Below are 12,496 nucleotides of genomic sequence, written 5' to 3'. Positions count from 1 at the left end.
GCCCCCCCCCCCGGCTCCAGGAGCTGGTGCCGGACGGGACCGTGCTGGTGGCGGAGGCGACCCGGCGGGCCACGGAGCGGGCCATCGCCTATGGTCCCGTCCGCCAGGGACCGGCGGGCGCCCGCGACCCGCTGCCGGCATGGCCGGCCCTGGCCCCGCGGGCCGGCCCGGCCTCCCCCAGCCGGCGGTTCCCGCCCCTGGTGGCCCGGGACCGGGAGCTGGACGCGCTGCTCGCCGCCGCCGGCCGGGCCCGCGGCGGCCCGGTCCTGGTCACCGTCGTCGGCGCCGCCGGCATCGGCAAGAGCCGGCTGCTGGCCGAGCTGGCCGACCGCCTGGCCGCCGACCCCGACCCCGTCTCGTGGCGGCAGGGCCGGGCGCTGCCCTACGGCGACGGCCCGACCTTCGGGGCGCTGGCCGACGCGGTCAAGGCCGAGGCCGGCATCCTCGAGAGCGACGGGGCCGAGCTCGCCGGCCGGCGCCTGGCCGTGGCCGCGGGGGCGGTGGCCGACCCGGTCACCGCCGCCTGGGTCACCGGCCACCTGCGCCGCCTGGTCGGGGTCGGCTCCCGGCCCGGATCGGCCGCCGGGCCGACCACCGCCGCCGACCGCGACGAGGAGTTCGCCGCCTGGCGGCGCTTCCTGCACGGCCTGGCCGCCACCCGGCCGCTGGTGCTGGCCCTCGAGGACCTGCACCGGGCCGACGACGCCCTGCTCGACTTCGTGGAGGGCCTGGTCGACCCGGGAGCCGCCCCGGCGGCCGTCCTGGTCCTGGCCACGGCCCGGCCGGAGCTGCTGGAGCGCCGGCCCGGCTGGGGCGCCGGCGGGACCACCATCCGGCTCGGCCCCCTCGGCGACACCGACACCACCGGCCTGCTGGCCACCCTCCTGGCCCACCACGGCCTGCCCACCGAGGTCGACCCCGCCCTGCTGGCCCGGGTCGGCGGCAACCCGCTGTTCGCCGAGGAGTACGTGCGCATGCTGCGCGACCGCGCGGACGGCTCAAACCCAGTGCCGACCGGGGAGCCGTCAGGACGATCGATCCACCGGGGCACCCCGAAGGGGTTCCCCGGACCCCTCCGGCCGGACCTCCTGCCCACCGGCGTGCACGCGATCGTCGCCGCCCGCCTGGACGCCCTCCCCGCCCCCGACAAGGCGGTGCTGCATGACGCGGCCGTGCTCGGCCAGGTCGGCTGGCTGGGCGCGCTGGCCGAGATCGCCGGCCGCGACCTCCCCGATCTGGAGGCCGCCCTCGGCCGCCTGGAGGCCCGCGAGTTCCTCCAGCGGGCGCCCGCCTCGCGGGTGGCGGGCGAGGTCGAGTACGCCTTCCGCCACACCCTGGTCCGCGACGTCGCCTATGGGCAGGTGCTGCGGGCCGAGCGGGCCGCCAAGCACCGCCGGGCCGCCGCCTGGATCGAGGGGGTGGCCCCCGACCGGGCCGAGGGGCGGGCCGAGCTGCTCGCCTACCACTACCGGGCCGCCCTGTCGTTCGCCCGCGCCGCCGGGACCGAGCCGCCCGGGCTGGCCGGCCGCGCCCTGGCCGCCCTGCGGGACGCCGGCGACCGGGCCGCGACCCTCGGCGGCTGGGACACGGCCGCCCGCTTCCACGCCGAGGCCCTGGAGCTCAGCCCCGAGGGCGGCCCGGAACGGGGCCAGCTCCTGCTGCGCCTGGGCCGGGCCCGCTGCCGGGGCGAGATGGCCGGCCACGACGAGCTCACCGCGGCCCGCCAGGCCCTGCTGGCCGCCGGCGCGCCCGTGGCCGCCGCCGAGGCCGAGATGCTCCTTGGCGAGCTGGCCTTCCTCCAGGGGCGGGGCCAGGACCGCGAGGCCCACCACGAACGGGCTCTGGCCCTGGTCGCCGGGACGCCGCCGTCGCCGACCAAGGCGGCCGTGCTCCGGGGCGCGATGATGCACCTGGTGGTGGCCAGCCGGCACGCCGAGGCCCGGGCCGTCGGCCTGCAGCTGCTGGCCATGGCCAGGGAGCTGGGCCTGCCCGACCTGGAGGCCGACGCCCTGGGGGCGATCGGCATGGCCCGGGTCGAGGCCGGCGACCCGGGCGGGCTCGACGACCTGGAGGCGGCCATCGCCCGGTTCGAGAAGCTGGGCGCCCCGAGCGGGACGCTCTGGCACCTCAACCTCGGGTGGGCGGCCGCCACCATGGGCGACCTGCCCCGCTGCTTCGCCGCCCTGGCCGCCGGGACGCGGCTGGCCGAGCGGTTCGGGTCCTGGCGCTGGCGGCGCTCGATCGAGCTCCAGCGGGTCGCCGAGCGCTACTGGACCGGGCGCTGGACGGAGGTCGTGGCCGTCGTCGACGACCTGCTCGCCGGCGACGAGCACCACTACCTGGAGTGGGAGTGCCGGCTGTGGCGGGGCCGGATCCACCTGGCCGGCGGGCGGCTGGAGCAGGCCCTGGCCGACGCCGAGGCGGCCCACGCCCTGGCCGTGGAGGCCCGCGACCCCCAGGACCTCCACCCGACCCGGGCCTTCCTGGCCAGGACGCTGCTGGCCGCCGGCCGCCGGGCCGAGGCGGCCGAGGTGGCCGGCCGGCTGCTCGACGGGCTCGGTGACGGCGTGCTCTACCCCGACCTTGGGGCCGACCTCGGCCTGGTCCTGGTGGAGCTGGGCATCCCGGCGGCCGCGCTCGACCGCCTCGGCATCCCGCCGTCGCCGTGGCTGGCGGCGGCCCGGGCCCTGGCCGGCGGCGACCCGCTGGCCGCCGCCGAGACCTACGCCGCCATCGGCTCCCTGCCCGACGAGGCCGACGCCCGCCTGGCCGCGGCCCGCCTGCTCGCCGCCCAGGGCGACCATGCCGGGGCCGAGGCCCAGCGGCGCCGTGCCCTCGCCTTCCTCGCCTCGACGGGCGCCGCCTAGCGCGGCGATTCCCGCGAACTTGGCGGCGTTACCGGGGCGTTAGCGTCGGCTGGGACGTTTCGGGCATGCAGCGGACCCCGCCACGCCACCTCGCCCCGCCACCGCGGACCCGGGCCCGCGACCACCTCCTGGTCGAGTCGATCCTGGCCGTGGTGGCGATCGGGCTGACCACCGCCATCCTGATCGGCTCGCTGCTGGAGCGGCCCGAGTCCAGCGCCGCCCGCCTGCCCAACCTGCTGCCGCCGGCCCCGACCACGACCCGGGCGGCGGCCACCACCCCCAGCCCGGCCACCACGGCCGCGCCCACGCCCACCGACGGCAACCTGCTCGCCGACGCCGGGTTCGAGGCCGGCCTGGCCGGCTGGGACGCCGTCGGGCGGGCCGGCCTGGAACGGGTCGAGGAGGGCCGCCAGGGCGACTGGGCGCTGCGCCTGACCCGCGGGTCGTCCCGCCAGCCGGGCGCCCTGCACGCCGAGGTGGCACGGCTGCAGTCGGACCGGCGCTACGAGGCGACCGCCTGGGTCCGGGCCAGCAGGCCCGGGGTCGAGGTCCAGGTCAACCTGTTCGAGCTCCGCGGGGGCAGGCGCTACTCGGTCGACACCGTCGGCGCCGTGGCCACGGCCGGCGAGTGGCAGCGCCTCGAGGTCTCCCACGACACCCACCGGCCGGGCACGACCCTGGCCGTCGAGATTCTCGCCCCCACCCTGACCAGCGGGACCAACCTGCTGGTGGACGACCTGGCGATCCGCGCCACCTCGTCGATGTCGATGAGCTGACCGGCCCCTACCGGAAAGGACACCAGCATGCGCCCGTGGAGGATCTTGGCGATCGTTCTCCTGATGGCGGCGTTGTCGCTGCCGGCCGCCGCCTCCGCCGAGACCAAGCACCACGTCGGCCTGCACGACATGACCTGCACCAGCATCACGGCCATGGGCAAGGGCATGCCCAGGAGCACGGCCGTGCAGCTGACCCTGACCAACCGCGACACCGGCGGCACCCTGGCCGGGCAGACGGTGCGGACCTCGGCCAAGGGCGAGTTCATGGCCAAGCTGCCGGCCCGCCTGAACAAGGTCCTGCGCCTCCGCCTGACCGTCAGCCGGTCCGACGGCGCCAAGGTCGCCTTCGCCGACCACGTGATGGCCAAGGGCGCGGCCATGTGCAACCTGCCCTTCACCGGCCCGTCCCGGAGCGCCTCCCTGCTGCTGGCCGGCACCGGCGCCCTCGGCCTCGGCCTGGTCCTGGTGGCGACGGCGGCCCGGCGCGACCGCATCCTGGCCCGGGTGGCCACGTTCGAGACGGCCCGGCTGCGCCTGCCCGGGAGGTAGCCGCCCACCCGGGCGGCGCCCGGAGACCCGCGCGGTGCATCATGGCCCCCATGGACGCGCCCACCATCCAGCCGCTGACCGCCGACCACTGGCCGGCGGTCAGGGCCATCTACGAGCAGGGCATCGCGAGCGGCGACGCCACCTTCGAGACCGCCGCCCCCACCTGGGAGGCCTGGGACGGCGGCCACCTGGCCGGCCACCGGCTGGTCGCGGCGGCCGGCGGCCGGGTCGTGGGCTGGGCCGCCCTCTCCCCCGTCTCCGAGCGCTGCGCGTACGCCGGGGTGGCCGAGGCCAGCGTCTACGTGGCCGCGGACGCCGCCGGCCACGGGGTCGGCCGGGCCCTGCTGGAGCGGCTGGTCGCCGGCGCCGAGGCGGCCGGCATCTGGACGGTCCAGGCCGGGATCTTCCCCGAGAACCAGGCCAGCCTGGCCCTGCACCGGCGCTGCGGCTTCCGCACCGTCGGGGTGCGCGAGCGGCTGGGCAAGCTCGGCGGCCGCTGGCGGGACGTGGTCCTGGTCGAGCGGCGCAGCCCGCTGGTCGGCTGACCGACCGGCTTCGCCGGTCGGAGCCTGTCGATCGTCGGCCGCAGGCCGACTCCCAGCCGTCGTCGTCAGCCGGAGGGGGTCCGGGGCCGGGAGGCCAGGGCCCGCTCGGCCCGGAGGAACACCTCGTCGACGTCGCCGGAGGCGCTGACCCGCCGGACCCGGCCGGTGTAGTGGGCCAGCAGCGGCCCGGCCTCGCGCCGGTAGGTGACCAGCCGCGCCGCCACCGTGTCCGGGCTGTCGTCGCTGCGGCTCTCCATCCGGGCCAGCCGCGACAGCCGGGCCGAGGCGACCTCGTCGGGCACGACCAGCTCCAGCACCAGCTGGAGGTCGCGGCCGTCGCCCTCCAGCAGCCGGTCCAGCTCGACCGCCTGGCGGACGTTGCGCGGGAAGCCGTCGAGAATGAACCCGGGGCCGAGCTCGGCCCCGATCACCTGGAGCGCGACCCGGTCGGGCACCGGATGGCCGCGCTGCACCTGCTCGGCGATGCGGTGCGGGTCGTCCCCGGAGGCCGCGGCCCGCAGCAGCCGCCCCGCCGACACGTGGGGCACGCCGAGCAGCTCGGAGAGATGGGGGCCCAGGGTGCCCTTGCCGGCTCCGGGGGGGCCGAGCAGCAGCACCCGCCGCAGCTCGCCGTCGGTCATGGGGGTCTCGGTCAACCATCCCTCCTTCTCTGCCTCAGTGTTGGACCGGTAGCCCCCGGCCCGCAAACTACAACGCCAGACCGCGCTAGACCTCGGCGCGGTCCTCGCGGACGCCGGCGGCCCGCAGTCCGTCAAGGGCCCGCTCGCCGTCGTCCGGCTTGACGTTGACCGCCCGGGTGGCGTCGGTGAGGACCACCACCTCGTAGCCGGCGACGCGGGCGTCCAGGGCGGTCGCCTGCACGCAGTAGTCGAGGGCGAGCCCGACCACCACCACCCGGGTCGTGCCCCGCCGGGACAGGAAGTCGGCCAGCTCCGGGCTCCAGCCGCTGTAGCCGTCCACCTCCCGGTCGCGTCCCTTGAACACCTGGTGGTGAGGGTCGAGCTCCAGGTCGGGATGGAGGTCCCAGCCGGGCGTGCCCTCGACGCAGTGGTCCGGCCAGGGACCGCCGTGCCTGGCGAACGAGGAGTGGTCGGGCGGGTGGCTGTCGTGGGTGGTGACCACGGTCTGGAACTTCGGTGCGAGCCGGTTGATGACGGGGACGACCTGGTCGCCGTCGGGGACGGCCAAGCTTCCCCCCGGGCAGAAGTCGCGCTGCACGTCGACCACGACCAGCGCGTCGTCGCTCTCTGGGGTGAAGGCCATCGGGACTCCTTGAGACTCCTCGGAGGTACGGTTCGTTGACGGGGTGCCCGCTCCGCTGGCAGCCTGTACCACCATGATCGTACTGATGGCCCAGCCGGAAGTGGATCCCGTGAGCGTTCGCCGGGGTCCCGCCGCGCTGACGACCCGTGCCTGCGCGCCCATGGGGCTCGGGACGGGCAACTCGGCCGCCGGACGCCCGCCGTGTCGGCGGGTCGCGGCCCAGCTCGCCCCACGCTAGGGGCCGGAGCCGGGCCGCGGCCGCTTCCTCATCTCCCCACGCTGCCCGAGGAGGCATCCGTACACATGGCCAACCGTGACGAGCTGCTGGTCTCCACCGACTGGCTGGCTGCCAACCTGGACGACCCCGGCATCCGCGTCGTCGAGGTCGACGAGGACACCGACGCCTACGCCCGCGGGCACATCCGCGGGGCCGTGGCCGTCAACTGGAACACCGACCTGCAGGACCCGCTGCGCCGGGACTTCATCGCCCCCGAGCAGTTCGCCAAGCTGCAGGACACCCTGGGCATCACCCCGGAAACGACCGTGATCCTGTACGGGGGCAACAACAACTGGTTCGCCGCCTACGCCTACTGGTACTACAAGGTCTACGGCCACGGATCGGTCAAGCTCCTGGACGGCGGCCGCAAGGCGTGGGAGCTGGAGGGCCGCGAGCTCACCGGCGACCCGGCCGAGGTGCGGTCGACCAGCGGCTACCCGGTGCGCGAGCCCGACACCTCCATCCGTGCCTTCCGCGACCAGGTCCTGGAGGCCGTCCGGACCGGCGAGGGCGCGGCCCTGGTCGACGTCCGCTCGCCCGAGGAGTTCCGCGGCGAGAAGCTCGCCCCCGACCACCTGCCCCAGGAGGCCGCCCAGCGGCCGGGCCACATCCCGGGCGCGGTCAACATCCCCTGGGCCAAGTCGGTCGACGGCTCCACCGGCAAGTTCCTCACCGACGACCAGCTGGCCGACCTGTACGGCGCCCAGGGTGTCGAGGCCGGCAAGGACGTGGTCGCCTACTGCCGCATCGGCGAGCGCTCAGCCCACACCTGGTTCGTCCTCCACGAGCTGCTCGGCTACCCGCGGGTCCGCAACTACGACGGCTCCTGGACCGAGTGGGGCTCCCTGGTCGGGGTGCCGATCGAGCGGTAACTCCCTGCATTGCTGCTAGGGCGGGCGGTCGGGCAGACTGCGGCCGTGGACAGGCCAAGCGATCTGCCTCCGCCCGGCCCCGACGGAGCGTCGGGCGCGATCCTGGGCGACGTCCTCGGCCAGCTGGCCGAGGGGGTGGCGGTCGTGGACGCCTCCGGCCGCCTCCGCTACGCCAACGCCGAGGCCCTCCGCATCATGGGCCTCACCGGCCTGGGCCAGCTGCCCGGTTCCTTCCCGGAGCTGGCGGCCCGCTTTGACGTGCGCGACCCCGACGGGGAGCCCGTCCCGGTCGAGCAGTGGCCGGCCGCCCGGGTCCTGGCCGGCGAGCGCGTCGAGGAGCTCCAGTTCCAGTTCGTCGCCCAGGACGGGGTCGCCCGCTGGGTCCGCTGCACCGGCGGCCCGGTCGAGCTGGACGGCGGCGAGACCGGCGCCTGGGTCAGCTTCCGCGACGTCGGGCGCGAGGAGACGATCCTGCGCGAGCTGCGGGAGGAGCGCGACCTGGTCACCGCCCTGGTCGACATGAGCCCGCTGGCCGTGGCCGTGGCCCGCGCCCCCGACATGGTCGTCGAGCTGGCCAACGACGTGGCCAAGGCCCTGCGCCCGGACAAGCCGATGGTCGGGGCGCCGGTGGCCGAGGTGTTCCCCGAGGCCGGGCCGGCCGGCTTCCTCCACCTGCTGCTGCAGGTGGCCGAGACCGGCCAGACGGTGGCGGTCGAGGACGCCGCCCTGGAGTGGTGTGAGCCGGGCCGGGCCCGCTCCTTCTCCATGACCTGCTCGCGCCTGCCCCAGCCGAGCGCCCAGCCGACCCGGGTGCTGATCATCGCCAGGGAGACCACCGCCGAGGTGACGGCCCGGGCCCGGGCCGAGGCGATCGCGGCCGAGCGCAGCCGGGACCTGTCGCGGGCCCGGGTCACCTCGGCGCGGCTGCGCAGCCTGGTCGACCTGGCCGCCGCCATCGCCTCGGTCGAGGACCTGAACGCCCTGCTGTACCTGGTCACCGGAGAGGCGGCGCGGCTGCTGGGCTCCGACTCGGCCAGCCTGTTCCTGCTCGACGAGCGGGGCGACGTGCTCGCCGGGCGGGCCCACGTCGGCATGGACGACGAGGTCGTGCTCGGCATGCGCATCGTCCTCGCCCAGTGGCCGGAGGTGGCCGAGGTCGTGCGCACCGGCCGCCCGGTCGTGCACGCCCGGGCCGACCAGGTCCGTGGGCCCGAGCGGCCCTACATCGAGCGCTTCGGGGTCCGCTCCTACGTGGCCGTGCGCCTGGGCAGTCCGGGCCGGCCGCTGGGGGTCCTGTTCGTCAACTACACCCAGCGGCGGCACCGCTTCAGCCGGCCCGAGCTGGCCTTCCTTGAGACCCTGACCAGCTACCTGAGCGTCATCATCGAGCGGGCCCGGCTGGTCAGCGTCCTCCGCGAGGCGGTCACCTCCCTCCAGGCGGCCGTGCTGCCGGCCGACTTCCCGACCGTGCCCGGCCTGGACGCCGGCGCCCTGTACCGATCGGCCAGCGAGGTGGCGCAGGTCGGAGGCGACTTCTACGACCTGTTCCCGCTGGAGGGAGGGCGGGCCGCGGCCGTCATCGGCGACGTCTGCGGCAAGGGCGTGGCCGCGGCCAGGCACACCGTCCGGCTCCGCTACGAGCTGCGCACCCTGGTCGAGGAGGGCCGCACGCCGGGCCGGGTCCTGACCGCCTTCAACCGGCGGGTCCTGGAGGAGTTCGTGGAGGACGAGTACGCGACCCTGCTGCTGCTCGTCCTTGACCCCGCGTCCGGCGAGGTGAGCTGGTCCAGCGCCGGCCACCCGCCCCCGCTGCTCACCGGGCCCACCCCGCGGATGCTGGCCTTCGCCGGGTCGCTGCCGGTCGGGCTGTTCCCCGAGGCCACCTACCAGACGGCCCGGTTCACCCTGCCGCCGGGCCGCTGCGTGGTGCTCTACACCGACGGCGTGGTCGAGGCCCGCAACCCCGAGCGGCAGGAGTTCGGGACCGAAGGGCTGGAGGCGGCCCCTCCGGCGGTCGCGGCCAGCGCCGCCGCCGTGGCCGAGGTCGTCCTCAAGCAGGTCCTCAGCCACTCCGGCGGCCACCTCGACGACGACGCCGCCGTCCTGGTCCTGCGCCGCGAGCCGGCCTAGTCGACCGGCTCCGCCGGTCGAAGTCTATTGGTCGTCGGCCGAAGGCCGACTCCAAGCCGTTGCGCGCTCGGCCCGGCGGTAGAGGAGGTGCCCGAGGGCGGCGCCGAGGGTGTTCATCAGCACGTCGTTGACGTCGGCCCGGCGGACTCCGGGGAAGGCGACCTGGGACAGCTCGATGGCCACCGACAGCGCGAACCCGGCGCCCACGGCCGACCAGAACCGGCCGAGCCGGGGCGCCAGCATCGGCAGCAGGAACCCCAGGGGCAGGAACAGGACGACGTTGCCGGCGGCGCCGGCCAGGGTGGCCAGGACCCGGTCGCCGTCGCGCAGGTTGACGACCAGGTTCCAGAGCGGCACCAGCTGGGGCCGCCAGTTGTTGCGGTAGCGGGCCAGGTCGGCGCCCCAGCGGATCGGGGCAATGGTGACCACGACCAGCGCCGCCGCATAGGAGACGGCGGCGGTCCCGGCCACCCAGCCCGGCATCAGGGGCGCCGGCCGGCGCCCGTCCGCGGGTCGCTCACCGCTCGGGCGGCGGGAGCTGGCGGGGCTCGTCCCCGGGCGGCGGGCCCCAGCCGGACGGGTGCCAGCCCGCGGGCGGGCGGCCGCCGTTCGGGGTGACCGGCGGGCCCCAGGTGGCGACGGTTGGCGGCATCGTCCGCAGCCGCCCCCAGTGCTGCTCGCCGCCGGCCCGGACCTGCCTGGAGGCCAGCCGGGCGGCCACCGCCGAGCCGACCAGGGGGGCCACGATCTCGGGGATGACGATGCGGGCGAAGCGGGCCGGGACGATGGCCGCCAGCCGGGCGGCGGCCCGCCGGGCGGTGGCGTCGGGCAGGGCCCGGCGCAGCGAGCGGCCCCGCACGGCCTTCCAGCCGCCGGCCGCCTGCACGTCGCCGAGGACGTTGGCGGCCAGCTCGCGCGGGGTCAGGGTGGGCTGGCCGGCGAGCGCGCCCAAGTCGGCCCGGAGCTTGGCCTCGAGCACGAACAGGGCGAGCACCTCGGCCAGGGCGGTGACGCCGATGCTGCCGATGGTCGTGCCGGCCACCGGAGGCGCGGCCGCCGAGGCCACGGCCACCGCCTGCTGGGCGGCCACCACTCCGCCGACGAGCAGGGCCAGCCCGGCGGCGGTCTTGGCCGCCCGGTCGATCAGGCGCCTGGCCACCTCGTCGTCGGGCAGGTCCGGGTAGCGGCCGCGCAGCTCCTCGAGGGTGGCCGGCCGGACCTGGGCCGCCGCCTCGTCGAGGAGGGGGCGGATCCCGCCCTTGCTGACCTCGCCCAGCCGGCCCTTGACCACCCCGACGGCGTCGCCGAGCAGGCGCCGCAGCGACGGCTGGTCGGTGCCGGCGGCCGCGCCCTCGGCGGCCAGCCGCTCCCCCCACTGGTCCTTCTGCTGGTCATTCATCGCTCGCCGGAGGCCTTCCCCTGCAACTACCCCGGCAACCACCTTACCGCCCCGTGGACCCGAAGCCGCCCTCGCCCCTCGGGGTCCCCGGGAGCTCGGCGACGTCGAGGAAGCGCACCCGGGTCACCGGCTGCACGACCAGCTGGGCGATGCGGTCGCCGCGGCGGACGGTGAACGGCTCGGCCCGGTCGGTGTTGAGCAGCACCACCTTGACCTCGCCGCGGTAGCCGGCGTCGACCGTGCCGGGGGCGTTGACCACGGTGATGCCGTGCCGGGAGGCCAGGCCGGAGCGGGGGTGGACGAAGGCGGCGTAGCCGTCGGGGACGGCCACGGCCATCCCCGTGCCGACCGTGGCCCGCCCGCCCGGCGGGAGCACAACCTCCTCGGCGGCGCACAGGTCGGCGCCGGCGTCGCCGGGGTGGGCGTAGGCGGGCAGCGGCAGGCCGGGGTCGAGCCGGCGGACCGGCAGCTCGGGAGCGACCATGGCAGCGGCCCCTTTCGCCGGAATGGCCAGGGCCCCGGACCGCGCTTCCCCTCGCGGCCCGGGGCCCAGCTCATCCCCGGCGAACCGGCGCACGACCCGCCGGGGAGAATTACAGCGATGTCATTCTACCCATGCGGGCTCGCAGGCGGCAAGCTGGAGGGGACGAGGAGGTGAGCGAGCTGGCCGACACGCAGGTGGGCGACGAGCTGTTCGGGCTGCCCCCCGAGGAGTTCGTGGCCGCCCGGGACGAGCTCGCCCGCCGGCTCCGCCGCGAGGGCGACGCCGAGGCCGCCAAGCGGGTCAAGGCGCTGCGGCGCCCGCCCCTGTCGGCCTGGGCGGTGAACCAGCTCGCCCGGGGACAGGGACCCGGGCTGGAGGGGCTCCTGGCCGCCGGCGAACGGCTCCGCGCCGCCCACCAGGCGGCCCTGGCCGGCAAGGGCGCGGCCGAGCTCCGGGCGGCCGCCAAGGCCGAACGCGAGGCTGTCGCCGGGCTCGTCAGGGACGCCATGGCACTGCTCGGCGAGGCCGGCCACGCCACCACCGACGCGACCCGCGACCGGGTCGCGGCCACCCTGCACGCCGCCGCGGCCAGCCCCGAGGCGGCCGACCTGGTCCGCAACGGCCGCCTCACCGCCGACCTCGACCCGTCCGGCTTCGACACCGTCCCCACCGCCGCGTCGGCCAAGGCGGCGGCCCCTGAGGAGGACGGGGCGGCCCGCCGGACCCGGCGGGCGACGGCGATGGCCGAGCGGGACGCGGCCCGCAAGCGGGCGCGGCTCGCCGCCGACCAGGCCGTGCTGGCCACCCGCCAGGCCGAGCGGCTGGGACGCCTGGCCGACCAGGCCGAACGCGAGGCCGGGCGGGCCCGGGCCACCGCCGCGGCGGCCATCGAGGCGGCCAGCGCCGCCCGCGAGCGGGCCAGCCGCGCGGCCAGGGAGCTGCGCGAGGCCGAGGACCGCATCCCCGCCGATCACTGACCCGGGGCCGGGGTAGGCTCGTGCCGGCGAGCGAAGGAGGGCACGTGGCCGAGGGGAAGCTCGAGATCCACCCGCTGACCCGGGACCGCTGGGACGACCTGGTCACCCTGTTCGACCGCCCGGGCGACCCCAAGGGCTGCTGGTGCATGTTCTGGCGGGTCCGCGGCCGCGACTTCGAGCAGCTCTGGGGCAAGGGGGCGAGGTCGGCCTTCCGCCAGGTGGTCGACGAGGGCCCGCCGCCCGGCCTGCTCGCCTACCGCGACGGCGCCCCGGTGGGCTGGTGCGCCGTCGCCCCCCGCGAGGCCTACCCCCGCATCCTCCGCTCGCGAGTTCTCC

At 76.8% G+C, this 12,496-nt stretch carries 13 protein-coding genes; 8 read left to right on the top strand and 5 right to left on the bottom strand.

All coding sequences use genetic code 11. From position 1 onward, the window contains the following. The 4 genes from VF468_12800 to VF468_12785 form a co-directional block, all read left to right on the top strand. Positions 1 to 2,867 (top strand): AAA family ATPase (locus VF468_12800; GenBank protein ID HEX5879174.1); only part of this gene is annotated, 2,867 nt, incomplete at its 5' end. A gap of 65 nt (positions 2,868 to 2,932) precedes the next feature. After that, on the top strand, positions 2,933 to 3,643 hold the full coding sequence (locus VF468_12795; GenBank protein HEX5879173.1) for a carbohydrate binding domain-containing protein: 711 nt from the start codon (positions 2,933 to 2,935) through the stop codon (positions 3,641 to 3,643). A 45-nt stretch (positions 3,644 to 3,688) separates the two neighbouring features. Then, positions 3,689 to 4,192, top strand: coding sequence for a hypothetical protein (locus VF468_12790; protein HEX5879172.1), 504 nt, complete (start codon positions 3,689 to 3,691; stop codon positions 4,190 to 4,192). Between the two features lie 50 nt (positions 4,193 to 4,242). Continuing rightward, on the top strand, positions 4,243 to 4,737 hold the full coding sequence (locus tag VF468_12785) for a GNAT family N-acetyltransferase (GenBank protein ID HEX5879171.1): 495 nt from the start codon (positions 4,243 to 4,245) through the stop codon (positions 4,735 to 4,737). 65 nt (positions 4,738 to 4,802) lie between these two features. Here the strand turns inward: VF468_12785 and VF468_12780 are convergent, their stop codons facing one another. Together VF468_12780 and VF468_12775 are read right to left on the bottom strand one after the other, a co-directional pair. Beyond that, complete coding sequence (locus VF468_12780; GenBank protein ID HEX5879170.1) at positions 4,803 to 5,393, bottom strand: nucleoside monophosphate kinase; 591 nt, start codon at positions 5,391 to 5,393, stop codon at positions 4,803 to 4,805. A gap of 70 nt (positions 5,394 to 5,463) precedes the next feature. Further along, positions 5,464 to 6,021: an isochorismatase family protein gene (locus VF468_12775; GenBank protein ID HEX5879169.1), complete on the bottom strand. Its 558-nt coding sequence runs from the start codon at positions 6,019 to 6,021 to the stop codon at positions 5,464 to 5,466. 303 nt (positions 6,022 to 6,324) lie between these two features. Between VF468_12775 and VF468_12770 the strand changes: the two genes are divergently transcribed. Together VF468_12770 and VF468_12765 are read left to right on the top strand one after the other, a co-directional pair. Further along, on the top strand, positions 6,325 to 7,170 hold the full coding sequence (locus VF468_12770) for a sulfurtransferase (GenBank protein ID HEX5879168.1): 846 nt from the start codon (positions 6,325 to 6,327) through the stop codon (positions 7,168 to 7,170). Positions 7,171 to 7,215: 45 nt separating this feature from the next. Then, positions 7,216 to 9,300: a SpoIIE family protein phosphatase gene (locus VF468_12765; protein HEX5879167.1), complete on the top strand. Its 2,085-nt coding sequence runs from the start codon at positions 7,216 to 7,218 to the stop codon at positions 9,298 to 9,300. A 24-nt stretch (positions 9,301 to 9,324) separates the two neighbouring features. Here the strand turns inward: VF468_12765 and VF468_12760 are convergent, their stop codons facing one another. Genes VF468_12760 through dut form a run of 3 tightly spaced genes read right to left on the bottom strand, consistent with a single transcriptional unit; the run spans position 9,325 to position 11,183 of the window. Further along, complete coding sequence (locus VF468_12760) at positions 9,325 to 9,771, bottom strand: VanZ family protein (protein ID HEX5879166.1); 447 nt, start codon at positions 9,769 to 9,771, stop codon at positions 9,325 to 9,327. A gap of 46 nt (positions 9,772 to 9,817) precedes the next feature. Beyond that, positions 9,818 to 10,699, bottom strand: coding sequence for a hypothetical protein (locus VF468_12755; GenBank protein ID HEX5879165.1), 882 nt, complete (start codon positions 10,697 to 10,699; stop codon positions 9,818 to 9,820). Positions 10,700 to 10,742: 43 nt separating this feature from the next. After that, positions 10,743 to 11,183 (bottom strand): dUTP diphosphatase, encoded by a 441-nt coding sequence (gene dut / locus VF468_12750; protein ID HEX5879164.1) that lies wholly within the window; start codon positions 11,181 to 11,183, stop codon positions 10,743 to 10,745. Positions 11,184 to 11,353: 170 nt separating this feature from the next. Between dut and VF468_12745 the strand changes: the two genes are divergently transcribed. Both VF468_12745 and VF468_12740 read left to right on the top strand, forming a co-directional pair. Further along, positions 11,354 to 12,160, top strand: coding sequence for a hypothetical protein (locus VF468_12745; protein HEX5879163.1), 807 nt, complete (start codon positions 11,354 to 11,356; stop codon positions 12,158 to 12,160). Between the two features lie 44 nt (positions 12,161 to 12,204). Next, positions 12,205 to 12,496, top strand: a 292-nt coding sequence (locus tag VF468_12740) for a GNAT family N-acetyltransferase (protein ID HEX5879162.1), incomplete at its 3' end; no start/stop codon positions are given.

It is taken from the genome of Actinomycetota bacterium (genome assembly GCA_036280995.1).
Lineage (GTDB): Bacteria > Actinomycetota > CALGFH01 > CALGFH01 > CALGFH01 > CALGFH01.
The sequence above is the reverse complement of the archived record's forward strand: the minus strand, read 5'-3'. Positions and strand labels throughout refer to the sequence as shown.

Bases quoted from the DNA above. Each gene is read 5' to 3' on its own strand.
- VF468_12775 (HEX5879169.1), bottom strand. From the start codon at position 6,021: ATGGCCTTCACCCCAGAGAGCGACGACGCGCTGGTCGTGGTCGACGTG.
- VF468_12755 (HEX5879165.1), bottom strand. From the start codon at position 10,699: ATGAATGACCAGCAGAAGGACCAGTGGGGGGAGCGGCTGGCCGCCGAG.
- dut (HEX5879164.1), bottom strand. From the start codon at position 11,183: ATGGTCGCTCCCGAGCTGCCGGTCCGCCGGCTCGACCCCGGCCTGCCG.
- VF468_12795 (HEX5879173.1), top strand. From the start codon at position 2,933: ATGCAGCGGACCCCGCCACGCCACCTCGCCCCGCCACCGCGGACCCGG.
- VF468_12770 (HEX5879168.1), top strand. From the start codon at position 6,325: ATGGCCAACCGTGACGAGCTGCTGGTCTCCACCGACTGGCTGGCTGCC.
- VF468_12785 (HEX5879171.1), top strand. From the start codon at position 4,243: ATGGACGCGCCCACCATCCAGCCGCTGACCGCCGACCACTGGCCGGCG.